This is a genomic window from Microbacterium sp. STRO-2N (assembly GCF_057747775.1).
In genome coordinates, this window is record NZ_CM173223.1 from 2,802,357 (window position 1) to 2,828,872 (window position 26,516).

The window sequence follows — 26,516 nt, forward strand, 5'->3', positions numbered from 1 at the left end:
TCCTCGCCTCCGGGCGCTTGGTCATCCTGTGCCTGTCTTCCCTCCGCCTCGACCCGCTACGCGATGCGCGTGCCCTTCGGCAGTCTTCCCGCAGGCGTCCGGGTGCGCGCCCATGCCCACCACAGCAGCCCCGCCGCCAGCAGCGCCTGCAGGCCCATGCCGACGAACCAGCTCGGCGCGGTCTGCGCCATCAGCTCTTCCGGGGTCTGCTGCTCCTCGGAGGGCATCCGGGCGCACTCGTCCCAGCGCTGCTCCAGCTCTGGCGGCTGCTGCGCCATGCGCACGCCGGTCTTTATCTGCCCGAACAGGTCCACCGGGTACCCGTGCCGGTCGAACGTCGTGGGCGTCGCGTCGGCGAGGATCACGAACGGATTCGCGGCCAGCAGCCACCACACGCGGTCGAACCGCGGCACCTCGTACGTCGTCACCTGCCATTCGCCGCACGTGATCTCGACATCGTCGTCGCACGGGTAGTCGCCCGTCGGCTCCTCCCCCGGCATGCACGGATACGTGTCGCCGGTGTACTCCTCGTAGTTGTAGCTGCGGTAGTGGTGCGTCGCCTCGGACCGCACGGTGTACCCGACGAGCGCGAACGCGATGAGCGTGCCGATCACGAGCGCCGCGACGACGAGATACGTCGTCGCGACCGAGAACAGCGGACGAGACAGGATGCCGCTCAGCGCGACTCCGATCGCCGCGATGATCCCCACCTCGAACAGGAGCACCAGCAGCGAGACCCCGATGGTGGCCGGGTTGCCGCCGCCCGCGAGCGTCGCGATGAGCAGGAACGGCACCGACACGGCGACGAATGCGAGCCCCGTCACCCACGCCGCGAGGAACTTGCCGAACAGGATCTCGGCGGTCGTCGCGAGCGTGATCTGCACCGGCGCGAGGGTCGCGGCATCCCGATCGCCGTTGATGGCGTTGCCGCTCAGGGTCGGCGAGACGAGCACCACCAGGAGGAGGGTGATGTACACGATCGTCGAGTAGATCGCTGCACCCGGGCGATCGACGAAGCCCCACGCGAAGAACGACAGCGCCGTGACGATCACGAGCAGCAGCGCGAAGACGCCGAGCAGCACGTACCAGGCGACGCTGCGGGTGCGCTGCGTCAGCTCGAGACTGATGATGGTGCCGAGTCGCTGCGCGTTCACGAGGTCGCCTCGCTTTCGTCGGCGTCGGAGTCCCTCGAGGCGGCCGCCTGCGGTGGAGCGCCTTCGCCGAGGTCGAGGAAAGTCCGCTCGAGCGTGCCCTGCGCCGCCGCGAACTCGACGACCTCGACGCTCGCGGCGACGAGGTCGCGGAGCGCTGCGGCTGCGGCATCCTCGGATGCGAACGAGACGATCACGTCGCGCCGGTCGGTCGCCACCGCGTCGAGCGGCAGCGACAGCGCCGTCGCGACGCGTTCGAGGGCGACGGATGCCTCGGTCCCCGCCACCCGCACGCGCCACGGGCGCGTGCGGCGCGAGGCCGCCTCAACCCGCGCCGGATCGACGGTCGCGCCCGACACGAGGAAGACGGCGTCGTCGACGACCTCCTCGAGCTCCGAGAGGATGTGGCTCGACACCAGGATCGTGCGGCCGTCGGCCGCGAGCCGCCGCAGCAGCACGCGCAGATCGATGCGCGCCTGCGGATCGAGACCCGACGCCGGCTCGTCGAGCAGCAGCACCCGGGGGTCGTGCACCAGCGCGCGGGCGAGGCCGAGTCGCTGCTTCTGCCCGCGTGAGAGCACGCGCGCGGGTGCGTCCGCGAGGTCGGCGAGGCCCACCTCGTTCAGCAGGGCGTCGGCGCGGACGGATGCCTCGGGCTTCGGCATCCCGTACAGCCGCGCCGTGAAGATCAGCGTCTCGCGAGAGGTGAGCGTCCCCCACGCGCCGAGCGCGTCGGGCATCCAGCCGATGCGGGCGCGGGCCTGCTGCGGTTCGGCGACCGGATCGATGCCGTCGATGCGGATCGAGCCGGCGTCGGGTGCGAGCAGCGACGCGAGCATCAGCAGCAGCGTCGTCTTGCCCGAGCCGTTGGGGCCGACGAGGCCGGTGACGCGGCCGGCATACGCCCGCAGCGTCACATGGCGCACCGCCTGCACCTCGCCGAACGCGCGGCGCACGCCGTCGACGGCGATGCCCGCGGTGATCGTGGTGTCCGTGGTCACCCGACTCACCCTAGGGGGCGCGGCACCCCAGGATCCACGGCGCGCCGGATGCGGCATCCGGTCAGCCCGGCGGTTCAGAGGTCGCGGCCCTCAGGCCACGGCTTTCATTTCTCTTCCCCGGTGGCGACATCCCGGACGGCGGCGTCGGGCGCGTCCTTGGCCGGTCCCACTCCCACCGGCACGCCGGCTTCGGGGTGGTTGAGATCGAACGCGGGCCGTTCGCTGCGGATGCGCGGGATCGACGTGAAGTTGTGCCGCGGCGGCGGGCACGACGTCGCCCACTCCAGCGACGCGCCATAGCCCCACGGGTCGTTCACCGTCACCTTCGGCGCCTTGCGCGAGGTGATCCACACGTTGAACAGGAACGGGATCATCGACGCGCCCAGCAGCATGGCTCCGACGGTGGAGACCTGGTTCTCCCACGTGAACCGGTCCTCGCTGGAGTAGTCGGCGTAGCGGCGTGGCATACCCGACACTCCCAGCCAGTGCTGGATGAGGAACGTCATGTGGAAGCCGATGAACAGCATCCAGAAGTGGAGGTAGCCGAGACGCTCGTTGAGCATCTTGCCTGTCCACTTCGGCCACCAGAAGTAGAAGCCCGCGAACATCGCGAACACGACCGTTCCGAACACCACGTAGTGGAAGTGCGCCACCACGAAGTAGGTGTCGTGGAGGTGGAAGTCCAATGGCGGGGAGGCGAGGATGACGCCGGTGAGACCGCCGAAGACGAACGACACCAGGAAGCCGAGCGCGAACACCATCGGCGTCTCGAAGGTCACCGACCCTCGCCACATCGTGCCGATCCAGTTGAAGATCTTCACGCCGGTGGGGACCGCGATGAGCATCGTCATGATCGCGAAGAACGGCAGCAGCACCGCCCCCGTGACGTACATGTGGTGGGCCCACACGGCGACCGACAGGGCCGCGATCGCGATCGTGGCGTAGACGAGGGTCTTGTACCCGAAGATCGGCTTGCGGCTGAACACCGGGAAGACCTCCGACACGATGCCGAAGAACGGCAGCGCGATCACGTACACCTCGGGGTGCCCGAAGAACCAGAACAGGTGCTGCCACAGCAGCACACCGCCGTTCTGCGGGTCGTAGATGTGGGCGCCGAGGATCCTGTCGGCGGCGGCGGCGAAGAGGGCTGCGGCGAGGATGGGGAAGGCGATCAGCACGAGGATGCTGGTGATCAGGGTGTTCCACGTGAAGATCGGCATCCGCCACATGCTCATGCCCGGTGCGCGCATCGTGATGATCGTCGTGATGAAGTTCACGGCGCCGAGGATGGTGCCGAAACCGCTCATCCCGAGGCCGACGAACCAGAGGTTTCCTCCTACCCCGGGCGTGAAGGTGTCGTTCGCGAGCGGCTGGTAGGCGGTCCAGCCGAACGAGGCCGAGCCCTGAGGGGTGAGAAACCCCGAAACCGCGATCGTCGAGCCGAAGAGGAACAGCCAGAACGACAGCGCGTTCAGCCTCGGGAACGCCACGTCGGGGGCGCCGATCTGCAGCGGCATGACGGCGTTGGCAAAGCCGGCGAACAGCGGCGTAGCGAACATCAGCAGCATGATCGTGCCGTGCATGGTGAACAGCTGGTTGTACTGTTCGCGCGTCGGCACCAGCTGCATGCCGGGCTCGAAGAGCTCCGCGCGGATGATGAGCGCCATCACTCCTCCGAGGAGGAAGAAGATGACGGATGCGATGAGGTACAGGTAGCCGATCGTCTTGTGGTCTGTCGACGTGATCCAACGGACCACGAGGTTGCCCTTCTGCTCGACGCGCGAAGCGCTGAGCAGTGCCGCCTGCCGCGGAGGCAGCGCAGTCGGACGACTCCGCGTCTGTGCGGGCGGTGCGCTCATCGACATGGCGGCCCCTCACCGCGCCGGTCGGTCGCCGGCGGATGCACGACCGTAAGAAGCGACCTGGCGATTCGGTACGGGCTTGACATCCCGGCCAGGAGTGTGAGCCGACCGCTCAGATTCATTGACCTTCGGTGGGGTCGAGCACCGGTTGCCCCGGCGGCGGCGTGAGGATCAGGCGCGTGCGCTCCTGCATGTAGCCGACCACCTCGTCGTTGCGCGGCGCCTCACCCGTGCTGCTGGCCGTCTCGGTCATGAGCTCGGTGCCCGCGTTCAGCAGGAACGTCACGCTCACCTCGTTGCCGTCGGCGCCGATCGCGCGAAGCGTCACTGTGTCGGTCATGTGCGCCGAGCCCAGCGCCCGCGCGTACTCCATGAGCCATTCCGCGGCGTCATCGTCTACGAGAAGCGGCTTGCCTCCGTAGGTCACATGCTTCATGCCCGACACACTGAGCGGTCGAATCAGCCCGCGCGTACGCCGTTGACACGCGACGCCATCCGTGCTTGCGCACTGATTCGACGGGGACGGGCGACGGATGCCGGTACCGCACGTGCGCCACCGCACGCCCTTCGCGGTCTCGTGTCATGCCGACGGCTGGATCAGCATCCCGTACCGTCCGGGGAGAGCCGGAAGCCGCCGGAGGTCGACGCGCAGGTCCTGTCGCGGGACGCTCCATTCGGCATGCGCGAGCGCGCGGACGAACACCGCCAACAGGTCGATCGTGGCGGGCTCGCCGGGGCAGCGGTGACCATCGGTCATCGGCCCCGCGCCTTGCGGGATGAGGCCCTGCACGGGGTGCGGCACGAAGCGGCCGGGATCGAACCGGTCGGGGTCGTTCCAGCGCCGCGCGTCGCGATGCGTGGCGAAGAAATCCACCAGGACCCAGTCGCCCGGCGCGAACGTCAGGCCGCGCCAGCTCTGCTCGCCGATGGCGCGTCCGCCGATCGCGGGGAAGAACGGCGCCGTGCGGCGCACCTCCTCGGTGAAGGGCAGCAGCAACCTGTCGTCGCCGGCCACGCGCTCGCGCCAGAAGGGATGCCGGTGCAGAGCGAGCCCTGCGAACCCGACGAACCGCGACACCGCCACGATCGGCCGGAGCAGATTGAGCAGCTCGATCGCGGCCGTCCGCTCGTCGAGCGGCCGGTCATCCTCGCGATGCTGCAGGATCCGATCGAACGGGGAGCCTGTCGTCTCCGACCCGTTCGTGCGGCGGAAGCGCACCAGTTCGCGTGCCCACCGCTCCGTGCGCAGTCGAAGCAGGCGGCCGCTCCAGTTGCGCGGGCCGAATGACCCTGCGCCGTCGATCATCGCGAGCAACTCGTCCGCGAGCCGCCGGCGCTCCTCGGGCGTGCATTCGATCCCGAGCCACCGCAGCGCGCCGTCGGTGAGCGCCTGGCCCGAGGCGTGGATGAGCGACAGCGGCTTCGAGGCGCGCTGCGACTCCTCCCACCGCGTCGTCCACTCCTCGCTCACCAGGCGCGCGAGCTCCTCGCGGCGCGTCTCGCCGAGCACATCGAGGAACATGCCGCGGCGCCGGCGGTGAGCGTCGCCGTCGAGGGTCTGCACGCTTCCCTCGTCCTGCAGCGAGTGCAGCACCGAGCGCGGCATCGCACCCACCCGCGTGAAGCGGTCGGCGCCGTAGAAGAACTCCGCGGCGCCGGCGCCGCGCAGGAACGTCACCGGGCGTCCGATCAGACGCGTGCGGAAGGCATCCGTCTGGAGTCTGTCGAAGCGATGCCTGCCGAACCCGTACCCCTCCATCAGGAACCGCAGGGACTCGTCGCCCGGGATCTCGGGCGCCTCGAGCGGTGGCGACCCGTCGCTGGTCGTGTCGAAGCTGGTCGAAGACACGCGCGCTCCTTTCGACGGCTGCGACGTTACGTGCGCGCGGCGGGTAGGCGTAGGGGGTTGTCGCGGTGGAGCGACCGAGGTAGGGCGGCCGGCCCCTTCCCCGTGTCGGGGGGCCGTGGTTACCTGAGGCGCATGGACGTCGCGACCTCAGCCGATGGAACTCCGATCGCCTACGAGCAGCGAGGAGACGGGCCCGCCGTGGTCATCGTCGGCGGCGCGCTCTCGGTCGCAGCCGACGCCGCCGGGCTCGCCGGCGCCCTCGCCGACCGCGGGTTCCGCGCCGTCGCGTGGGACCGGCGTGCCCGCGGATCGAGCGGAGACGCACGGGGTTCTACCCCCGACCGGGAGGTGGAGGACCTCGCGGCGGTGATCGACGCCGTCGGTGGCGACGCCGCCGTGCTCGGACACTCGTCGGGCGCCGTGCTGGCGCTGTTCGCCGCCTCGCGCGGCGTGCCGGTGCGCGCGCTGTTCCTGTCGGAGCCGCCGCTGCGCTTCGGCGAGGACGAGCCGGCGCCCGAGCTCGCGGACCGCCTGCAGCAGCTCGTCGACGAGGGGCATCCCGACGAGGCGGTCGTGACGTTCCAGCTCGAGAACATCGGACTGCCGCGAGAGATGGTCGAGGGCATGCGCCGGAGCGACGAGTTCGCGGCGCTCCTGCCGCTCGCGCAGTCGACGGTGTACGACACGCGGCTCGTCGCGCAGGCGTCGACGCCCGATCAGCGGATGCTGGGCGTCACGGTGCCGGTGACGATCATGCGGGGCGAGCAGACGTTCCCGGTGCTGCTGGCGGCAGCCGACCGGCTCGCCGCCGAGCTGGACGGGGCCGAACTCGTCATCGTGCCCGAGTCGGTGATGCACCGCCCCGACCCCGTGGCGACGGCGCGGGTCGTCGCAGAGCGCCTCGGGGCTTGACGTGGAGATCCAGTTCGTCGCGGGATTCGGCCCCATCAGCCGGGATCCGGGCGCGGCACTCGACTTCTGGTCGGGCACGCTGGGCATCCAGTTCGACGAGCCCGCCCCCGACTACCACCACGCCGACGACCTCGCCGGAACGAAGGCGTTCGCCATCTGGCCCCTCGCTCAGGCCGCCGAGTCGACGTTCGGCACGCCCGAGTGGCCCGCCGACCACGTGGTGCCGCAGGCGTGGATCGAGTTCGAGCTCGCGTCACCCGACGCAGTCGCGGCCGGCGCGGAAGAGCTCCGCGGGCGCGGCCTCGAGATCCTGTCGCGCCCGAAGACCGAGCCGTGGGGTCAGACGACCGCGCGGTTCCTCAGCCCCGAAGGGCTCCTCGTCGGCCTCTCGTACCTGCCGAGCTTCCACGACGAGGGCTGACCGCCGCACCCTCGTCAGGAGCGGAAGAACTCGACCCCGAGGTCGGGGTGGTCGACGAAGACGCCGTCGACTCCGGCATCCCGGATCACCGCCCACTCCGCCTCCCAGTCACCGAACGCGCCCGCGCCGCCGCGCCCCCGGAACTGCCCGATGAGGAACGCATTCTCGGGCCGGCACGTCCAGGTGTACACGCGCAGGCCGCGGTCGTGGGCGTCGTCGATGACCGTCGACGGACCGGTCAGACGCCCGAGCTTGTCGGGCGCGAGGATCACGCGCTTGTCGACGCTGATGCCGTCGACGCGGCCGACGAGCGTGTCGAGCCCGGCCGGCTTCGCGGTCTGCCGGTACGTCAGCGCGGCCTTGCCGTGCGCCGCGAGCTGATCGAACGGGCGGCCCGCCGCCTCGAGCAGATAGATGTACGCCGCACGGATGCCTCGTTCCTGCAGCGCGTACAGCACGCTCGACTCGAACGCCTCGATCGTGAGCGGCAGCGCGCCGTCGGCCCAGCCCGCGTCGCGCAGCTCGGCGTCGATCAGCTCCGCGATGTCCCACCCGATCGACCGGAAGTACGTCGCATGCTTGATCTCGAGCACGACCCCGATCTCACGACCCTGCTCGAGCGACGCCTCGCGCACCGCGTCGAGCACGTCGCGCAGTCGCAACACCGGCTGCCGGTCGTCGAAGCTCGCGCTCGCCGGCCGGATCTTCGGCAGCCGTTCGCGGCAGCGCACGGTCGACAGCTCGTCCCACGTGAAGTCCTCGGCGAACCAGCCGGTCAGCGCGGCGCCGTCGACCGTCTTCGTCGTCCGTCGGTCTGCGAACTCGGCCCGGTCTGCGACATCCGTCGTTCCCGAGATCTCGTTCTCGTGCCGCACGACCAGCACGCCGTCCTTCGACACGACGACGTCGGGCTCGACCGCGTCGACGCCCATCTCGAACGCGAGGTCGTACGACGACGCGGAGTGCTCGGGCCGATAGCCCGGCGCACCTCGATGCCCGATGACGAGCGGGTTGCGGCGCGGCACCGTCTCAGCGTAGCCACCGCGACCGTTCATAGCCTCCTCACAGCGCCTGTCTGCCCGTCACCTCGGCCATTCCGTTAGTGTGGATCAACAGCACAGTGCTGGGATTTCCTTGACTTTGGAGTGTGAGAGCAGTGGCCCTCAACAACCCCGCGTTCAGCAACCCGGCCTTCCAGGATCCGAAGGCCGTCCAGACCTACCCCGGTGGTCGTCAGGCAGCCGGGCTCACGCCGCCTGCGGCGCCGACGCAGTTCTCGACCGCGCAGGCCGCCGCGACGGATGCCGCAGCCCAGGCTCAGCTCGAGGGCATGTATGCGGCCCCCGCGGCCGGCGCCATCGAGACCGACCGCATGTCTGTCGAGGACACCGTCTGGAAGACCGTCGGACTCTTCGCGATCCTCCTCGTCACCGCAGCCGTCGGCTGGGTGTGGACGATGGCGGGCGTGTCCCCGACGCAGGACCCGTCGATCCTCCCCTGGATGATCGGCGCGCTCGGCGGATTCGTCCTGTCGATGGTCGTGATCTTCACGTCGCGCAAGAAGGTGCGCCCCGGGCTCATCTTCGCGTACGCCGCGTTCGAGGGCCTCTTCGTCGGCGCGATCTCGGCGTTCTTCGAGTTCATCTGGCCGGGCATCGTCGTGCAGGCGACGCTCGCCACCTTCTCGGTCGTCGGTGTGACCCTCGCCCTCTTCGCGAGCGGCAAGATCCGCGCATCCAAGAAGGCCACGAAGATCTTCCTCATCGCGATGGTCGGCTACCTGGTCTTCTCGCTCATCAACATCGTCCTGATGATGTTCAACGCCCCCATCGCCGGCGGCGCCTTCGGTCTCCTGAGCCAGACGTTCATGGGCATCCCGCTCGGCCTCATCATCGGCGTCCTCGTCGTGATCATGGCGGCATACTCGCTGGTGCTCGACTTCGACCAGATCCAGCAGGGCGTGCGAAACGGCGCTCCGCGCCAGTTCGGCTGGGTCGGCGCCTTCGGCATCATGGTCACGGTCGTGTGGCTGTACGTCGAGATCCTCCGCATCCTCGCGATACTCCGCGGCAGCGAGTAACCGCACGCTCGCACGCGAAGGCCGCCCGGTTCGCCGGGCGGCCTTTTCGCTTCCCGACGTCGGCGCTCCATGTCACCATCGGTCCATGACGCGATACGCGATCGACCTGCCCGTGGCGATGCGGCTCATCCAGGACGACGTCGCCATCGCCTCCGAGCACAGCCTCGTCGGGCCGAGCCTGCTGCGCTCGCACGCGCTGACCGAGCTGTATCGGAGCGTCCGCGCCGGCGAGCGCACCGGCGCCGAAGGGCGTGCGCTGCTCGATCGGCTCGCGGCCCTGAAGATCCGGCTCCTGGGTGATCGGGTGTCGCGGGCCGTCGCGTGGCAGATCGCCCAGGACCTCGACTGGGATGACACGGCGAGGGCCGAGTACCTCGCCGTCGCCAAACTGCAGTCCGACGCGTTCGTGTCCCTCGATCCCGTGCTGCGCGCGGCGGCGGACGGCATCGTGCCGCTCGCCGAGTTCGCCGACCTGACCCGGTGAGCCGCCGGTTCTGCTCTGAGCGGAACGCCTGGGCCGAGGCATCCGTCGCGTCCTACCCTGATGCCATGGCCGAGCTGATCCCGCTGCCGTCGCGCCCCGTCCGCGAGCCCGAGCCGCTGTGGCGCGATGCGCTCGGCGATGTGCTGCGACGCCTGCGGCATGAGCGGCGCGAGCGTCTCACCGACACCGCGCGCCGCGCCGGCGTGTCGCCGCAGTACCTGTCGGAGGTCGAGCGGGGCCTGAAAGAGCCGTCCAGCGAGATGATCGCCGCGATCGCCGGCGCGCTCGGCGTCACGCTCATCGACCTCACGATCGCCGTGGCCGAGGATCTGCGCTCGGTCACCGAGCTGACCTCCGTCTCGTCGCCCGCGCTGCCCATGCCCGCCGCCGCGCCGCGCGTCGAGACCGGGGTGTACGCGCTCGCCTCCTGATCCGGCAAGGCCTGGCCGCGGCATCCGTCGGCCGGATAGCCTCGGCGACATGAGCCCGTCGAAGTCCGAAGCAGAGATCCTCGACATCCAGGGCAACGAGGTGCGCATCTCGAGCCCCGGCAAGATCGTGTTCCCGCAGCCGGGGATCACCAAGCTCGATGTCGTGCGGTACTACCTTTCGGTCGCCGACGGCGCACTTCGCGGCGCGGGCGGAAGGCCCATGGTGCTCAAGCGGTTCCCGAAGGGCATCGACGCAGAGCCGTTCTTCCAGAAGCGCGTGCCCGAGAACCACCCCGACTTCATCGACACCGCGACCCTGCACTACGCCTCCGGCACGTCGGCCGAGGAGGCGGTGATCCGGGATGCCGCGGGCCTGGCGTGGGTCATCAACCTCGGCTGCCTCGACCTGAACCCGCACCCCGTCCGCGCCGAGGATCTCGACCGCCCCGACGAGCTGCGCATCGACCTCGACCCGATGCCCGGCGTGGACTGGACGCAGATCGTCGACGCGGCCTTCGTTGCACGCGAGGTGCTCGACGATGTCGGGCTCGTCGGCTGGCCGAAGACCAGCGGCTCCCGCGGCATGCACATCCTCGTGCGCATCGCACCGCAGTGGGATTACAAGCAGGTGCGCCTCGCGGCCGAGACCCTCGCACGCGAGGTCGAGAATCGGGCGCCCGGCCTCGCGACGGCGCGGTGGTGGAAGGAGGAGCGCGGCGAGAGCGTGTTCGTCGACTTCAACCAGAACGCGAAAGACCGCACCGTGGCATCCGCGTATTCGATCCGCCCGCTGCCCGATGCGCGCGTCTCGACGCCGCTCGACTGGGACGAGGTACGCGACCGGCGGCCCGAGGAGTTCACGGTGCTGACGGTGCCCCAGCGGTACGCCGAGGTCGGCGATCCGCACGCCGGCATCGACGACGCCGTCGGCACGCTCGACGGGTTGCTGCGCCTCGCCGAAGAGCTCGGCCCCGCCGAGAAGCCTCCCCGGGGCGGCGGTGCCGACGGACGACGGCAGTCGACGATGCCGCTCATCGAGGTGGCCCGCACCAAGACCAAGCCCGAAGCCCTCGAGGCTCTCGAGGAGTGGAAGTCGCGGCATCCGTCGGTCTCCGCCGCGCTGCATCCGGCGGACGTGCTCGTCGACGGCATGCGCGGCTCGAGCTCGCTCTGGTACCGCGTGCGCGTGAACCTGCAGCACGTGCCCGAGTCGGAGCGCCCGCCGCAGGAGGACCTCATTGCCGACTACGACCCCTGGGCCGGCAAGACCTGGCCCGGGCGTCCGGCCGGCTGAGTCCGCCCGTCGTCCCGCTCGGCCCCGGCTTCAGGTGTCACAACACGCGGAATCGTCACCGCCATCCCGCGTGTCGCGCCACCCGAACCGACCCGCGCGCCGCCCGACCCCGGCTTCAGGTGTCACAACACGCGGAATCATCACCGCCATCCCGCGTGTCGCGCCACCCGAACCGACCCGCGCGCCGCCCGAACCAACGCGCGCGCCGCCCCACCCCGGCTTCAAGTGTCACAACACGCGGAATCATCACCGCCATCCCGCGTGTCGCGCCACCCGAACCGACCCGCGCGCCGCCCGAACCAACGCGCGCGCGCCCCACCCCGGCTTCAAGTGTCACAACACGCGGAATCATCACCGCCATCCCGCGTGTCGCGCCACCTGAAGCAACGCTCGGCGCCCTGCCTGGGGCTAGCGCGGGCGGTCGAGCACGCGGTCGGCGAGGCCGTACGCCACCGCGTCGGCGGCGGTGAAGACGCGGTCGCGGTCGGTGTCAGCGCGGAGCTTCGCGGGGTCCTGGCCGGTGTGCCGCGCGAGGATCTGCTCGACCTCGCCGCGCACGCGCACGAGCTCGTCGGCCTGGAGGATCAGGTCGGGGATCGCGCCCCTCCCCTGCCCCGCGGGCTGATGCAGCACGACGCGTGCATGGGGCAGCACGGCGCGCTTGCCCGCCGCGCCCGCGGCGAGCATCACGGCGCCGACGCCGATGGCCTGCCCGACCACGGTGGTCGCGACATCCGGCCGCACGTGCATCATCGTGTCGTAGACCGCGAGCATCGCGGACGGGTCGCCGCCCTCGCAGTTGATGTACAGCTGGATGTCGCGGTCCTGACTCTCGGCATCCAGGTGCAGCAGCTGCGCGATGAGCGCGTTCGCCACTCCCGCGTCGATGCCGGTGCCGAGATACACCACGCGCTCCGCGAGCAGGTGCGAGTAGACGTCCATGACGCGGTCGCCGCGCGGATGCTGCGCCACGACGTTCGGGATCGTGTACGAGCTCATGCCGCCACCTCGTTCGTGCGCTCGGGCTGAACACCGAGACCCGCGGGCCGGCGCCGGCGCGGCACGATCTGCGCGAAGTCGTCGACGATGCCGTCGATGAATCCGTAGTCGAGCGCCTGGGCCGCGGTGTACCACCGGTCGTGCAGCGAGTCCTCGAAGATGCGGTCGATGCCCTGCCCGGTGTCTTCGGCGACCAGTGCGAGCACCGTGTCGCGCGTGTACCGGAGGTCGTCGGCCTGCACCTCGACCTCGACAGCCGACCCGCCGATGCCCGACGAGCCCTGGTGCATGAGGATGCGCGCATGCGGCAGCGCCCGCCGTTTGCCCTTCGTGCCGGCCGACAGCAGGAATTGGCCCGCGCTGCACGCGAGGCCCAGCGCGAGCGTCGCGACATCGTTCGGAATGAGCCGCATGATGTCGCGGATCGCCAGCATCGACGGCACCGAACCGCCCGGCGAGTGGATCCAGAGAGCGATATCGGATGCCTCGTCCTCGGCCGCGAGCGCGAGCAGCTGCGTCGCGATCAGGGTGCCGTTGTCGTCGTCGAGCGGACCGTCGAGCACGAGCACACGCTGGTGGAACAGCTCGCGCCGCGCCTCGGCCCCGAACTGCGGGATCTTGCCTTCTTCTGCCATGCCCCCAGCCTGCGCGGATGCCGCCGCCGAGGCATCCGTCTCCGCCGTCGGCGGTTCTGCCGCAGGCGGAGCACGGTGCCCGCCGTTCCCACCTCCTGACGAACGCCGCAGGCCGCGCAGGACGCCCGCGGAATCCCACGGCCGAGCGGGGGTCGCAGACGCCGAGTTCTCAGGAGTTGCGCACGGCCCGGGGCCGGGGCCGCGACGACGAGCGCCGCCGACGCGGGGCCGCGACGACGCGGGGGCGCGTCAGAGTGCGCGGCGCGACGGCGCCTCGACCGCGACGCGGAGGGCAGCCACGAGCGCCGGCTGCACCGACTCGGGGGTGAACGAGGCCGCGGCCGCTCGAGCCCGCGAAGCCAGTGCGGCCCGACGGGCGTCGTCGCGCAGTAGGCCGATCACGGCGTCGGCGAGCGCGTCGACGTCGCCCGGAGGCACCAGCACGCCGGCGCCGTCGATCGCCTCGCGCGGCCCGTACCGCGCATCGGTCGACACGACCGGCAGCCCCCGCGCGAGGGCCTCGGCGATCGACAGGCCCTGCCCCTCGAACGCCGTCGAGGTGAGGAACAGCGCCGCCTCGTCGAACACGGCGTCACGGTCGTCCGTCGAGCCATGCAGGGTGACGGCCCTCACGGCCCCTCCACTCGCCGCCGGCGCGTCGAACGGAGCCTCCGGCCGCGTGGGCCCAGTCCCGACCCCGAGCTCGTCGATCAGCTGCTGCAGCTCGTCGCGCAGCGGGCCGTCGCCGTAGATCTCGAGGCGCGCGTCCGGCACCGCCGCGATGACGCGCGGCCACGCGCGGATGGCGAGGTCGACGCGCTTCTGCGGGGCGAGCCGATTGAGCATCACGACGCGCCGTGGGTCCCGAACCGCCACCGGTTCGGGACCGAGCTCGATGGTGTTCGGCACGACGTGGAACGTGCCGGGGTCGCCGAACCGCGCGGCCACCTCGTCGCGCTGCGCCGCCGTGGGCCAGATGACGGCGTCGTAGCGGTCGAGCGTCCGCAGCCACCGCTCCCACAGCCCGGTCACGGGCGCGGAAGGGTCGTCGTACGGCGCGGGAAGGTGCGAATTGTGCACGGTGTGGACGAGTCGCACCCGCGGATCGTCCCACTCGACCAGCGCCTCGCCGATCTGCCGCGACTCGCAGATCACCACGAACGGCCGGTCGGGGTCGCCGCCGGCCGCCCGCCGCTCGTCGGCGATGTGCGAGAGCCACGCGATGTACAGACCGCGGAATCCCCGCAGCACCCGGTCGCCGGCGGGCGTGTGCACGACGACCGCCGCGTCGCGCAGATGCCACTCGGGATCGTTCTCGAAGACCGGGAGGGACACGATCGTGGTGCCCTCGGCATCCGCAACCGTCCGGTACTCGATGCCGGGCGTGCGCTCCCCCGGCTCGCCGGCCCGGTGCAGCCACTCACCGCCGTCCAGCAGCTCATCGAACAGGTTCCGCACGCGGTCGCCCGAGGGCACGTGGCCGCCGCCGACGAACGCCTGCCGCTGCGCGGCGTGTGCCTCGGGCGACTGCCCGTCCACGCTCAGCATGAGCGGTTCGCGAGCGCCGGATGCCTCGAGCAGGCGCAGCCGAGCCGGCACCGCCACCGCGAACCCGCCGTCGAGTCCCAGCGCGACACGGCTGCCGAGCAGCACGTAGTCCGCATCGGGCAGCGCTCCGGCGGCGGTCATCTCGTCGCCCCGAACGCTCTCCGGGACGGCATCGATGCGATCACCCCGGACCTCCATCCGGGCGTGTCCGCGCGGTCACCCCGAACCCCTTCCGGGGCCGTGCCCACGCGATTCACCCCGGACCCCGATCGGGTCACTCCCACTCGATGGTCCCCGGGGGCTTCGAGGTGACGTCGAGCACGACGCGGTTCACCTCGCGCACCTCGTTGGTGATGCGGTTCGAGATCCTCGACAGCACGTCGTAGGGCAGGCGGGTCCAGTCGGCCGTCATGGCGTCTTCGGACGACACCGGCCGCAGCACGATCGGATGCCCGTAGGTGCGACCGTCGCCCTGCACCCCCACCGAGCGCACATCGGCCAGCAGCACGACGGGGCACTGCCAGATCTCGCCGTCCAGGCCCGCCCTGGTCAGCTCTTCCCGCGCGATCGCGTCGGCATCACGCAGAATCTCGAGGCGGTCAGCGGTGACCTCACCCACGATCCGGATGCCGAGGCCGGGGCCCGGAAAGGGCTGGCGGGCGACGATCGCCTCAGGGAGGCCGAGCTCGCGTCCGATCGCGCGGACCTCGTCCTTGAAGAGCGTCCGCAGCGGCTCGACGAGCTCGAACTGCAGGTCTTCGGGGAGACCGCCGACGTTGTGGTGGCTCTTGATGTTGGCGGTGCCGGTGCCGCCACCCGACTCGACCACGTCGGGGTAGAGCGTGCCCTGCACGAGGAAGCGGATCGGCTCGCCCTCGGCTGCCGCTTCGGCGACCAGCTCGGCCTGCACCTGCTCGAACGCGCGGATGAACTCGCGGCCGATGATCTTGCGCTTCTGCTCGGGGTCGCTGACGCCGGCGAGGGCGTTCAGGAACCGCTCGCGCGCGTCGACGGTCACGAGGCGCACGCCGGTGGAGGCGACGTAGTCCTGCTCGACCTGCTCCCGCTCGCCCTTGCGCAGCAGGCCATGATCGACGAAGACGGCCACGAGCTGGTCTCCGACGGCCTCGTGCACGAGGGCCGTCGAGACCGCCGAGTCGACGCCGCCCGACAGGGCCGAGAGCACTCGCGCCGAGCCGACCTGCGCACGGATCTTCTCGACTTGCTCCGCGATGACGTTGCCGCTGTTCCAGTCGGCCGGGAGTCCTGCGGCCTTGTGGAGGAAGTTCTCGATGACGTTCTGCCCGTAGTCGGTGTGCTTGACCTCGGGATGCCACTGCACGCCGTACAGGCGACGCTCGTCGCTGGCGAACGCGGCGACCGGCGTGGCCGATGTCGACGCGAGCACCTCGAAGCCCTCCGGGGCGCGTGCCACCTGGTCGCCGTGGCTCATCCACACGTTCTGCTCGGCCGGCTGGCCGCCCAGCAGCACGCCGCCGTCACCCGTGACCGCGGCATCCGTCGCCCCGTACTCACGGAGTCCGGTGTGCGCGACCTCGCCGCCCAGCTGCTGCGCCATGACCTGGAATCCGTAGCAGATGCCGAGAGTCGGCACCCCGAGCTCGAGAACTCCGGTGTCGAGTGCGGGAGCGCCCTCCTCGTACACCGACGAGGGACCGCCCGAGAGGATGATGCCGACCGGGTTCTTCGCGGCGATGTCGGCGGCGGATGCGGTGTGCGGCACGATCTCGCTGTAGACGCCCGCCTCGCGCACGCGCCGGGCGATCAGCTGCGCATACTGCGCGCCGAAGTCGACGACGAGGACGGGGCGCTGCGAGGTCTCGGTCTGCTGGGTCAACGCTGGTTCTCCGTCGGGATGGTGTGAGTGAGGGTCGAGTGCTCGGCCTGGGAGTGGAGCTCCGCGTCCTCGCGGCGGTGCAGGTAGGTCTTCACCTCGCGGGCGACGCGCGCCTCCATGATGAACGACAGGAACGGCACGACGCCGCCGAGCGCGAGCATGATGAAGCGGCCGAACGGCCACCGCATGAGGCTCCATACGCGGAAGCACGAGAACAGGTACACGACGTAGAACCAGCCGTGCGCGACGAGGATGAACAGCGAGATGTTGAAGCCGTCGCCGACCGAGACCATCTCGCAGTCGTTCGTCATCGGCGCGAACAGCGACCACCACTGGCAGTCGGCCCCCGCGATGACCGGCGCGAACCACAGGGCGCCGCCCGACCCGCCCGCGAACAGCTCGACGTGGATCGGCGTGTACTTCAGGATCATCTCGGCGAGCAGCAGGAGCAGCATCGTGCCGGTGATGATCGAGCAGACCTGGTAGAACTTCAGGGCTCCGCGGATCGCTGGAAACGAAGCGAGCTTGGGTTCGCGGGGCATGGCGTCCAGTCTACCCGCGTGATTCCGCGGCGCCGCGCCGCGCGAATACGAACGACCGCCCTCCCCGAGCTCGAGGAGGGCGGTCGTTCAGGCGCCGGTCACTGCGCCGCGGGCAGCGTGACCTCGATCAGCCCGGAGGGGTGGCGCTCGCGCGCCGAGACGAACAGCAGATCGCGCTCGGTGTCGATCGAAACGCCGTAGACCTTGTTGCCGTACTCGTGTGCCGACAGCCGCTGGACGAGAGACAGGTCGGCGGCGGAGTACACCGTGACCCCCGACTGCTCGAACAGGTCGGTCTGGTTGCCGACGACCACGATGCCGGACTCGCCGTCGACCGCGATCGATCGGTAGTCGGCGGCATCGACCGCGAGCCGGCTGAGCAGGCTGTAGTCCTTGCCGTCGTAGACCCGGATGCCTTCGACCGACCCCTCGGCGTCGCTGTTGCTGACGTAGATGCGGTCGTGCACAGGGTCGTACGCGACGCCGTGCGTCCGCCACACGCCGCCGTCGGCAGGCCCGTCCACGGCGCGGATCAGCTCGCCCGTCGCGGTATCGCGAACCTCGAACCCGGCTCCGCGCAGGCCGCCGAACACCCGGCCGCCGGTGAAGTCGACGTCCATGCCGCGCACGCCGCCGCCGAAGGCGAAGGGACCCGCCACCAGACTTCCGGTCTCGGCATCCATCACCAGCCAGTTGCTGCCATACGCCACCGTCAGGTGTCCGGTCGCCGCATCGAAGGCGATGTCGCGCAGACCGTCCTCGGCCGGAGCAGCCGTGGGAGCAGTCAGCACGCGCACGACCGCGTCGGTCGCCGGGTCGATGACATGCACCCGCGCAGGGCGCATTTCGTCGGCGACGTACACCAGACCCGTCGCGGGGTCGACCGCGCTTCCCACAGGACGGATCTCGTCGGCACCCTCGGGAGTCGCAGTCGGGATCGCGGCGAGCGCGGTCGCCTGCCATGGCTCCGCCGGGTCCGTCGGGTCCGTGGGATCCGTCGGGTCGGTCGGGTCGGTCGGATCCGTCGGGTCGGTCGGATCCGTCGGGTCGGTCGGGTCGGTCGGGTCGGTCGGGTCCTCGTCGGCGACGCGGACACTGACCGTCACGGCCTTCTGCTCGAGCTCCTCACCCGGAGGGTTCAGGCGGAAGTCGCGATTCGACACGAACACGCGCTGCCGCTCCTCGTCGACGGCGATGCCGTAGCCGTCCTTGCCGTACTGCGGCCCGACCATGTCGACGTGCTCGGCTCCCGACGCGAGGTCGTGCACCGAGAAGCCGCCGCCGTCGGCGCCGGTTCCGGTGTACCCGACGTACAGCAGGCCCCGCTCGCTGTCGATGTCGACCTGGCGCGCGCCGGGGCGCACCGCCTTCTCCCACACCATTCCGAAGCCCGCCTCGGCATCGAACGCCTGGAGGCCGATGGCCCCCTCGACGCTGTAGAACTTCGTCGTGACGAGCATCCCGGTCGCGGGATCCGCTGCGACGTAGTACGCGTCGGCGGTGCCGTTCACGACGCCGAGGGACTCGCCCGTCGAGGCGCGGAACACCTCGACGCCACGCGCCGGCACCGCGACGTACACGTAGTCGTTGACCGGATCGACATCGAGCGAGCGGTTGGACTCGATGATCGCGTACGGGCCGCGCACGACCTCGCCGAACGTGTCATCGGCTGTCGACACGACGATCCAGTTTCGGTTCTGCTGCCCGACATAGAGCAGCTCACGCTCCTCGTCGACCCCGAGATCCCGGATGTTCTCGGGCAGCGTCATCGTCCGCAGCACCTCATCGGTGTCGGGATCGATCTCGAACACCGTCCGGCCGTTCTGGTCGCCGAGATACAGCACGTCGCGTGCCTGGTGGTACGCCACCCCCGCCGGCAGCGCGGCGCGGTGCGGGGCATCCGCGGAGCTGTTCGGCATCACGGCGTCCAGCAGCGCGGTCTGCTCGTAGTCGAACTCGCCGGCGGGCTCTTCGGGGTCTGTCGGGTCCTCGGGCCCCGGGTCGGGGTTGGGCTCGCACCCGAGACACGGTGCGGGCGTTCCCGGGTCGATCTCCTGAGGCTCCACGCCGTCCACGACGAGCTTCGAGTCGCCGTCCTTGGTGATCGTGAAGCCGTCGAAGAACGCGCCGTCGGCCGTGCGGGACTCGAACCGCAGTGTGCCCCCGTTCACATCGACGACCTGGTACGTCTGCAGACCGGTGGCGAGACGGCGCAGGTGCCCGCCGTTCTCGTTCCAGTGCCGGGGACCGGCCTCGTAGAACTTCGAGCCGACGCTCGACGACACGTACACGGGGCCCGTCGAGCTGAGCTCGGGATCAGCGCCTGCGGGGAGGTTCTGCTCGTTGGCAAGCAGGTTGCCGCGGCCGTACGCGTGGTCGTGGCCCGTCAACACGAGGTCGACGTTGTGCTCCTCGAGGATCGGTCCCCACGACTGACGGATGCCGAGGTTGTTGCGGCCTTCGTCGAGGGAGTACACCGGGTGGTGGAAGTACACGACGGTCCACGCCTGGTCGTTCTCGGTGAGCACCTCGTCGAGCCACTCGGCCTGCACCCGCAGGCCCTCGGTGTCGACGATGTTGCTGTTGAGCGAGACGAACCGGACGCCCTGGTGGTCGGTGTAGTACACCGTGCCCTCCAGCTCGTCGTAGACCTCGCCCTCGCCCTGCGGGCCGTTGCCGGGGAACGTGTAGAGATCGCGCCACTGCTCTGAGAGCCCGCCCTCGTACTCGTGGTTGCCCGGGGTGGTGAGAAGGTTCTGCGTGCCGAGCGTGTACGAGAACGCCTCGTACAGCTCGCCCCATTGCTCGTCGGACTCCGCGTCGTTCACGAGGTCGCCGATCTGCAGAACGAGATCCGCGTTCGGGCGGTCGCGGAAGGCATTGCGGATGACGCGCGAGGCGTCGCTCAGAATCCCGTTCTGGATGTCGCCGAGGTAGACGAACGAGAAGCGCTCTGCTCCGGCGGCGGCGGTCTCGAAGTCCTGCCACTCGCTGAAGTTCGTGCCGTCGCCCACGCGATACATGTACGCCACTCCGGGCTGGAGCCCCGAGAGCGTCGCGGTGTGGACGACGTTCGTGTAGCCGAGATCGGTCACCTGCTCGGCGCGTTCCTGCGCGACCACGCGCTGTGTGTCGTTCGGGTACGGAGCGGGAGTCATCGCACGGTACTCGACGATCCCCTCGGACACCGCGGTCGACGACCGCCACGAAACCGTCTGCTGCGTCGCCGGATCGTTCGCAGGAAGCAGGGTGAGGCGGTCGGGGACGCGCGACGGCGCGTACCGCTCGGCAGCGGGCACCGAAGCGGCGCCGGCCGGGGCGGCCGCCACGAGCACTCCGCTCGTGGCGATCACGCCGCAGACCAGACCGGCGGCGAGGGCGCGGCCGGCTCTGTGGAGACGAGCCATGATCAGGAAGCCTTTCGATTGCGAAGAGCGGAGCGGGCGACGACAGCGCCACCGCCGAGGGCGAGAGCCCCGCCGAGGATCATCAGGGAGATCGGAAGACCGGCGCCGGTCGTCGGAAGCTGGGCGGCGCCTGCCCCTGCGGGCGCGGCGGTCACCGTGAGTGCCGCGCTGACGGTGCGCCCCGACTGGGCGCCGGTCAGCACGATGGTGTGCTTCCCCGCAGTCGTGTCGGCCGGAATCGTGACGGTCGCGCTCAGCGCGCCGTCGGCGTTCGCAGTCACTCGGGCGAGGGTCACGGGCGTCGAGTGCAGCTCGATCACGACCGGCTCGCCGCCGCGGAAGCCGGCGGCCGTGAGCGAGACCGACTCTCCCGGTGCGACCGAAGTGGAGCCGAGGCTCACTGTCGGGTCACTCGCCCCGGGGTCCGTGCCCGGGTCCGTACCGGGGTCCGTGCCCGGGTCCGTACCGGGGTCGGTGCCCGGGTCCGTACCGGGGTCCGTGCCCGGGTCCGTACCCGGGTCGGTGCCGGGAAGCGCCGGCGGCGCAACGCCTTCGCGCGTCGATCCGGGCCCTCCCGCCCAGGCCTCGGCATCCGTCACGATCTTGCCGCCTTCGGCGTCCTTCGTGATCGTGAAGGAGTCGAACACGGCACCGTCGACCGTCCGGGCCACGACGTGCATGCGTCCGTCGTCGGTGACGTCGACCGTCTGGAACAGCTGCAGGTTCGCGCCCTTCACCCGCAGGTGTGCGCCGTTCTGCGTCCAGTTGTTCCGGTCGTCGGGCGACAGGCCGTAGTCCTTGGGGCCGGCGACCGAGACCATGTACACCGGTCCGGTGTGACCGCCCTCCGCACCCTCCGGGAGGTTCTGCTCGTTGACGGCGAGGTTGCCACGTCCGTAGGTGTGGTCGTGTCCCTGGAACACGAGATCCACATCGTGCTCCTCCAGGATCGGCAGCCACGTGTTGCGGATGTTGGCGTTGTCGCGATCACCGCTGGTGGAGAAGATCGGGTGGTGGAACGTGACGACGGTCCACTCGTTCGGGTTGTCGGTCAGGACGCCGTCGAGCCACTCCGTCTGTGCCGTCATGTTCGCCCCGGACTGGCGGTTGGTGTTCAGCGACACGAACCGCACGCCCTGGTAGTCGACGTAGTAGACCGTCTCCTCCAGTTCGGCGATCCCGGGGCCGTTCAGCGGGAACGCGAACTGCGCGGGCCAGTACTTCGACAGCGCCGGTCCCGGGTAGTACTCGTGATTGCCGGGGGTGGCGATGAAGTTGGCGTACTGGTTGAGCAGCGCACCAGCCTCGTTCCACTCGCCCCACTCGGCGTCACTGGTCTCGGTGTCGATCAGATCACCCGCGTGGAGGGCGAGCTTCGCGTAGGGCCGAGCCTCGAACGCCGCCCGCAGAGCGCGTGACGAGTAGGCCTTGTTGTCGTTCTGGGCGTCACCCAGCATCACGAAGCTGAAGTCGCCCGACTCCGCGCTCGCGGTACGGAACTCGAACCATTCGCTCCAGGTCTCGCCATCGCCCACTCGGTAGACGTACGTCGTGCCGGGCTCGAGCCCCTGCATCGTGGCGGTGTGGAACGAGACCTCGTAACCGAGCGTCGTGTCGAAGCCGATGGTCGACGTCACCGCCGCCGACTGAGCTGCCGAGACCACGCTCGGGCCGCTCAGCGCCCATTCCACACGCGGCGATGTCACTCCGGCGGAGGTGCGCCACGTCACCGCCTGACTCGTCTGGGGCGTCTCGGTCGGCGTCAGGATCACGCGGTCCGGCGCGGCCGTGGGCCGATGGACGGTGGCGGGGTCCACGGCGGGCGGCGCCAGGCCGCCGCCGGCCGCCACCGCCACACCTCCGCCGAAAGTGCTCAGGCCGACGGCCACGGCGATGACACCAGCCGTGATCGTTGCGGTGCGGGCGAGTCGGGGCACGCGAGATCACCTCTCCAGAGGGAGCCGCCGGATTCGGGTTGCGGCTCGGTCAGCGCACAAGGCGCGAGCCGCTCCCATGGCGGCTCAGGGAGAGTCTTTCGGCCCGCTCGCACGCGTTCTGCCGGATTCGCCCACTGTTTGCCGACCGTTCAGAAGACGCCCGGATGTTCCCCGATTCGTCCGACTCGGGGCACTGCGTGGATCACGTCTCGTTGAGCGTCCGGCCACTCGGCGTTCATCTCGCACTGAACCCGTGCTCGCCTCGCGGGTGTTGGACGCGGTGCAAGAATCGGGACTCAGGATGCCGCGGGCTCAGGCCCACCCGCCTCTTCGAAGTCCTCGAGCTCCTTCTCCCACGCGTCGCGCGCGAGGCGGTACCAGAGGTAGAAGGCGAAGCCCGCGAACACGGCCCATTCGGCGGCGTAGAAGATGTTCAGCCAGTTGACGGTGGACTGCTCGGCGGGTGCCGGCGACGAGATCGCGGTGAGCCCGCCGAACGGCGCCGACGAGGCGAGGTACGGCCGGTACACCGCGAGCTCCTCGACGTCGTGCCAGCGTCCGAGGAGCGCCGCCGGAGACATGCGCGTCATGGTCTGCGGGTCGGCGCCGCGCGGGGGCGGCAGCGGGCCCTCGTCCGAGATGAGCCGGCCGGTGACCTCGACGGCTGATTCCGAGTCGGATGCCTCGGCCTCGAGCCGCTCGACCGCCGCGGCGGCCTCGGCCTCGGTGGCGGCCCAGCCGAGGGCGACGGCGACGGACGTCGGCTCGTCGGTGCCGTCCAGCCGCAGCTGACCGGTCACCCAGTAGCCCTCGACGCCGTCGTTGAAGCGCGACTCGACGATCAGGAAGTCACCGGGCACCCACGTGCCGTTCGCCTCGACGCGCTGGCCCACGAGCGGCTCGGACAGGTACTCCCCCGGCTGCGCGACCTCGGCGAGCGGGCGCACGATCTCGGTCGCACCGGGCGGCGGCGGATCGGTGTCGATCGCCCGGCCCAGTTGCCACTGCCCGAGCCACGCGAACACCCCGGCGACGAGGAGGCACAGCAGCAGCATCCCGATCCACTGCGGCCGCAGCATCACCTCCCGCAGCGTCGGCGGGAACGCCTCCGGCTCGGCCGGAGCGGCCGGGTCGGGAACGGTCACGTCGGGTGTCATCCCGCGGCGTAGGGGGCGACGACGACCTCGACGCGCTGGAACTCCTTGAGGTCGGAGTATCCGGTGGTGGCCATCGACTTGCGGAGCGCGCCGATGAGGTTCGCGGTGCCGTCGGCGACGGGCGCCGGGCCGTAGAGGATCTCTTCGAGCGACGCGACCTGATCGACCTTGACGCGACGACCTCGCGGCAGCTTGGCGTGATGCGCCTCGGGTCCCCAGTGGAAGCCGCGGCCCGGGGCATCCGTCGCCCGCGCGAGCGCCACGCCGAGCATGACGGCGTCTGCGCCCATCGCGATCGCCTTGACGATGTCGCCCGAGGTGCCCACGCCGCCGTCGGCGATGACGTGCACGTAGCGCCCGCCCGACTCGTCGAGGTAGTCGCGGCGCGCGCCGGCGACATCGGCGACGGCCGTGGCCATCGGCGCGTGAAGACCGAGCGTCGCACGCGTGGTCGAGGCGGCGCCGCCGCCGAAGCCGACGAGCACGCCCGCGGCACCCGTGCGCATGAGGTGCAGCGCGGCGGTGTACGTCGCAGCCCCGCCCACGATCACGGGGACGTCGAGGTCGTAGATGAACTTCTTGAGGTTGAGCGGCTGATCGACGCTCGACACGTGCTCGGCCGACACCGTGGTGCCGCGGATCACGAACAGGTCGACACCCGCCGCGACGACGGTCTCGTACAGCTCCTGCGTGCGCTGCGGCGTGAGTGCGCCGGCGACGGTGACCCCGGCCGCGCGGATCTCGGCGAGCCGATCGCGAACCAGCTCGGGCTTTATCGGCTCGGAGTACAGCTCCTGCATGCGACGCGTCGCGGCCGTCTTCTCCAGGCCCGAGATCTCGGCGAGCAGCGGCTCGGGGTCGTCGTACCGCGTCCACAGGCCCTCGAGGTCGAGCACTCCGAGCCCGCCGAGCTGCCCCAGCATGATCGCGGTCCTCGGGCTGACGACGGAGTCCATCGGCGCGCCCAGCACCGGGATGTCGAAGCTGAACGCGTCGATCGACCACGTGGTCGAGACGTCCTCGGGGTTGCGCGTGCGCCGCGACGGGACGACCGCGATGTCGTCGAACGTGTACGCGCGACGCGCCCGCTTGGCCCGGCCGAGTTCGATGTCCATGCTCACGCCCCCAGCCTACCCGGCGGGGTTCCGGGGCCCGATGCCCGTCACCGCGCCCGCACGACGCGGGCCTCGTCCCACACCGGCTCGTCGGACTCGAACACGCGCCCGTCCGACCCGAAGACGAGGAAGCGGTCGAAGGACCTCGCCAGCCAGCGGTCGTGGGTCACCGCGAGCACAGTGCCCTCGAAGCGCGTGAGCGCGTCCTGCAGGGCTTCGGCCGAGACCAGGTCGAGGTTGTCGGTCGGCTCGTCCAGCAGCAGCAGCGTCGCTCCCGACAGCTCGAGCAGCAGGATCTGGAACCGCGCCTGCTGGCCGCCCGACAGACTGTCGAAGGTCTGCTCGGCCTGGCCGACGAGCCCATACCGGTCCAGTGCAGAGCTCGCCGCGTCACGGGGCAGCCCGGCGCGAGCGTCTTCGCCGCGGTGCAGGATGTCGAGCAGCGTGCGACCGGTGAACTCGGGGTGCTTGTGGGTCTGCGCGAACCACCCCGGCACGACGCGCGCGCCGAGCACCGCACGGCCCGTGTGCGCGACGGGCTCGAGGCCGGCCCCGGTGGTGGTGAGGTGCCCGAGCCTGCCGTCGGGGTCGGTGCCGCCACGGGCGAGCAGCCGCAGGAAGTGGGACTTGCCCGACCCGTTCGAACCGAGCACCGCGACCCGGTCGCCGAACCACACCTCGACGTCGAACGCCTTCATGAGCCCGGTGAGCTCGAGCTCCTCGGCGACCACGGCGCGCTTGCCGGTGCGGGCGCCGCGCAGCCGCACGTCGAGGTCCTGCTCCTTGGGCCGCTCCAGCGGCGGGCCGGCGTCCTCGAACATGCGCAGGCGCGTCTGAGCAGCCCGGTAGCGCGAGGCGAACCCGTCGTTGGCCGCCGCCTTGACCTTCAGGTCGGCCACGAGCGCCTTGAGCTTGGCATGCTGCTCGTCCCAGCGCCGGCGGAGTTCGTCCAGGCGCAGCATCCGCTCGTCACGTGCACGGTGATAGGTGCCGAAGCCGCCGCCGTGCACCCACGCCGTGCTGCCCGCGCCGCCGACCTCCAGCGTCGCGATGCGGTCGGCCGCGCGTGCCAGCAGCTCCCGGTCGTGCGACACCAGCAGGACGGTCTTCGGCGTCTCGCGCAGGCGCTCCTCGAGCCACCGCTTGCCTGGCACGTCGAGGTAGTTGTCGGGCTCGTCGAGCAGCAGCACCTGGTCGGGCCCGCGCAGCAGCGCCTCGAGCGCGAGCCGCTTCTGCTCGCCGCCCGACAGGGTCGTGAGCTCGCGGAACCGCGCGCGTGCGAACGGGATGCTGAGGGCTGCGGTCGTGCACGTGTCCCACACCGTCTCGTACTCGTAGCCGCCGGCCTCCGCGTAGTCGGCGAGCGCCGCGGCGTACCGCATCTGGGTGTCGAGGTCGTCGCGCTCGATGATCGCCGCCTCCGAGTCCTCGAGCTCGCGCGCGGCGCGGCGCACCCGGTCGGGCGCCACCGAGATGAGCAGATCGTGCACGGTCTGGCCCGCCTCGCCATGGCCGACGAACTGGTCCATGACACCCAGCCCGCCGTCGATCGAGACGACGCCGCCGTGCGGTGCGAGCTCGCCGCGGATGATGCGCAGCAGCGTCGTCTTGCCCGCGCCGTTCTGGCCGATGAGCGCGGTCGTCGAGCCCTCTCCGACGCGGAACGTGACCTCGTCCAGCAGCGGCCGTCCGTCCGGCAGCGCATACGAGACGGCGGCGATGTCTATGTACCCCACGATGAGTCCTGTCTGCTCCGCGCGGCATCCGTCGCCGATGGGGAGCCGACCAGACTATCCGCTGTCAGCGCGTGCGGAAAGTCCGGTCCGTCACCGC

At 70.6% G+C, this 26,516-nt stretch carries 22 protein-coding genes; 6 read left to right on the top strand and 16 right to left on the bottom strand.

Annotated features, from left to right (window positions below):
* Positions 1-56 precede the first annotated feature (56 nt).
* The 5 genes from AC3ANN_RS13060 to AC3ANN_RS13080 all read right to left on the bottom strand — a co-directional run bounded on the left by AC3ANN_RS13060 (position 57) and on the right by AC3ANN_RS13080 (position 5,863).
* Positions 57-1,154, bottom strand: a complete 1,098-nt coding sequence (locus AC3ANN_RS13060) for an ABC transporter permease (protein ID WP_488337830.1) — start codon at positions 1,152-1,154, stop codon at positions 57-59.
* On the bottom strand, positions 1,151-2,152 hold the full coding sequence (locus tag AC3ANN_RS13065; RefSeq protein ID WP_488337831.1) for an ABC transporter ATP-binding protein: 1,002 nt from the start codon (positions 2,150-2,152) through the stop codon (positions 1,151-1,153). The genes AC3ANN_RS13060 and AC3ANN_RS13065 overlap by 4 nt, the downstream gene beginning before the upstream one ends.
* A 104-nt stretch (positions 2,153-2,256) precedes the next feature.
* Positions 2,257-4,017: an aa3-type cytochrome oxidase subunit I gene (gene ctaD, locus AC3ANN_RS13070; protein WP_488337832.1), complete on the bottom strand. Its 1,761-nt coding sequence runs from the start codon at positions 4,015-4,017 to the stop codon at positions 2,257-2,259.
* A gap of 115 nt (positions 4,018-4,132) precedes the next feature.
* Positions 4,133-4,450 (bottom strand): hypothetical protein, encoded by a 318-nt coding sequence (locus AC3ANN_RS13075; RefSeq protein ID WP_488337833.1) that lies wholly within the window; start codon positions 4,448-4,450, stop codon positions 4,133-4,135.
* A gap of 144 nt (positions 4,451-4,594) precedes the next feature.
* Entirely contained in the window at positions 4,595-5,863 is a 1,269-nt protein-coding gene (locus tag AC3ANN_RS13080; RefSeq protein WP_488337834.1) for a cytochrome P450, read from the bottom strand.
* A gap of 132 nt (positions 5,864-5,995) precedes the next feature.
* Here AC3ANN_RS13080 and AC3ANN_RS13085 point away from each other — a divergent pair, with 132 nt between their 5' ends.
* Positions 5,996-6,775, top strand: a complete 780-nt coding sequence (locus AC3ANN_RS13085; protein WP_488337835.1) for an alpha/beta fold hydrolase — start codon at positions 5,996-5,998, stop codon at positions 6,773-6,775.
* Position 6,776: 1 nt separating this feature from the next.
* Entirely contained in the window at positions 6,777-7,196 is a 420-nt protein-coding gene (locus tag AC3ANN_RS13090) for a VOC family protein (protein WP_488337836.1), read from the top strand.
* A gap of 14 nt (positions 7,197-7,210) precedes the next feature.
* Here AC3ANN_RS13090 and AC3ANN_RS13095 read toward each other — a convergent pair whose 3' ends face one another.
* Entirely contained in the window at positions 7,211-8,221 is a 1,011-nt protein-coding gene (locus tag AC3ANN_RS13095) for a glycerophosphodiester phosphodiesterase family protein (RefSeq protein ID WP_488337837.1), read from the bottom strand.
* A 131-nt stretch (positions 8,222-8,352) separates the two neighbouring features.
* On the opposite strand from AC3ANN_RS13095, the gene AC3ANN_RS13100 reads away from it, so the two are divergent.
* The 4 genes from AC3ANN_RS13100 to ligD all read left to right on the top strand — a co-directional run bounded on the left by AC3ANN_RS13100 (position 8,353) and on the right by ligD (position 11,485).
* Positions 8,353-9,276, top strand: a complete 924-nt coding sequence (locus AC3ANN_RS13100) for a Bax inhibitor-1/YccA family protein (protein WP_488340837.1) — start codon at positions 8,353-8,355, stop codon at positions 9,274-9,276.
* 85 nt (positions 9,277-9,361) lie between these two features.
* Positions 9,362-9,760, top strand: coding sequence for a hypothetical protein (locus AC3ANN_RS13105; RefSeq protein WP_488337838.1), 399 nt, complete (start codon positions 9,362-9,364; stop codon positions 9,758-9,760).
* 65 nt (positions 9,761-9,825) lie between these two features.
* A complete protein-coding gene (locus tag AC3ANN_RS13110) occupies positions 9,826-10,191 on the top strand; it encodes a helix-turn-helix domain-containing protein (protein WP_488337839.1) in 366 nt (121 codons plus the stop codon).
* Positions 10,192-10,240: 49 nt separating this feature from the next.
* Entirely contained in the window at positions 10,241-11,485 is a 1,245-nt protein-coding gene (ligD, locus tag AC3ANN_RS13115) for a non-homologous end-joining DNA ligase (protein ID WP_488337840.1), read from the top strand.
* A gap of 408 nt (positions 11,486-11,893) precedes the next feature.
* Here the strand turns inward: ligD and AC3ANN_RS13120 are convergent, their stop codons facing one another.
* The 10 genes from AC3ANN_RS13120 to AC3ANN_RS13165 all read right to left on the bottom strand — a co-directional run bounded on the left by AC3ANN_RS13120 (position 11,894) and on the right by AC3ANN_RS13165 (position 26,419).
* Positions 11,894-12,484, bottom strand: a complete 591-nt coding sequence (locus AC3ANN_RS13120; RefSeq protein ID WP_488337841.1) for a ClpP family protease — start codon at positions 12,482-12,484, stop codon at positions 11,894-11,896.
* Positions 12,481-13,119 carry a ClpP family protease gene (locus AC3ANN_RS13125; RefSeq protein WP_488337842.1) on the bottom strand — a complete coding sequence of 213 codons (639 nt, stop codon included), beginning with the start codon at positions 13,117-13,119 and terminating at the stop codon, positions 12,481-12,483. Before AC3ANN_RS13125 ends, AC3ANN_RS13120 begins: the two co-directional genes overlap by 4 nt.
* Positions 13,120-13,368: 249 nt before the next feature.
* Complete coding sequence (locus tag AC3ANN_RS13130; RefSeq protein ID WP_488337843.1) at positions 13,369-14,808, bottom strand: glycosyltransferase; 1,440 nt, start codon at positions 14,806-14,808, stop codon at positions 13,369-13,371.
* Between the two features lie 133 nt (positions 14,809-14,941).
* Positions 14,942-16,525 (bottom strand): glutamine-hydrolyzing GMP synthase, encoded by a 1,584-nt coding sequence (gene guaA, locus AC3ANN_RS13135; protein ID WP_488337844.1) that lies wholly within the window; start codon positions 16,523-16,525, stop codon positions 14,942-14,944.
* Entirely contained in the window at positions 16,522-17,067 is a 546-nt protein-coding gene (locus AC3ANN_RS13140; protein WP_488337845.1) for a DUF3817 domain-containing protein, read from the bottom strand. The genes guaA and AC3ANN_RS13140 overlap by 4 nt, the downstream gene beginning before the upstream one ends.
* 98 nt (positions 17,068-17,165) lie before the next feature.
* Positions 17,166-20,474: a metallophosphoesterase gene (locus AC3ANN_RS13145; protein ID WP_488337846.1), complete on the bottom strand. Its 3,309-nt coding sequence runs from the start codon at positions 20,472-20,474 to the stop codon at positions 17,166-17,168.
* A gap of 2 nt (positions 20,475-20,476) precedes the next feature.
* Positions 20,477-22,411, bottom strand: coding sequence for a purple acid phosphatase family protein (locus AC3ANN_RS13150; RefSeq protein ID WP_488337847.1), 1,935 nt, complete (start codon positions 22,409-22,411; stop codon positions 20,477-20,479).
* A gap of 296 nt (positions 22,412-22,707) precedes the next feature.
* Complete coding sequence (locus AC3ANN_RS13155; RefSeq protein WP_488340838.1) at positions 22,708-23,490, bottom strand: SURF1 family protein; 783 nt, start codon at positions 23,488-23,490, stop codon at positions 22,708-22,710.
* Between the two features lie 74 nt (positions 23,491-23,564).
* The gene (locus AC3ANN_RS13160) at positions 23,565-24,683 is read right to left on the bottom strand and encodes a GuaB3 family IMP dehydrogenase-related protein (RefSeq protein ID WP_488340839.1); all 1,119 of its coding nucleotides are present in this window, start codon (positions 24,681-24,683) and stop codon (positions 23,565-23,567) included.
* A gap of 47 nt (positions 24,684-24,730) precedes the next feature.
* Complete coding sequence (locus tag AC3ANN_RS13165; RefSeq protein WP_488337848.1) at positions 24,731-26,419, bottom strand: ABC-F family ATP-binding cassette domain-containing protein; 1,689 nt, start codon at positions 26,417-26,419, stop codon at positions 24,731-24,733.
* Positions 26,420-26,516 lie beyond the last annotated feature (97 nt).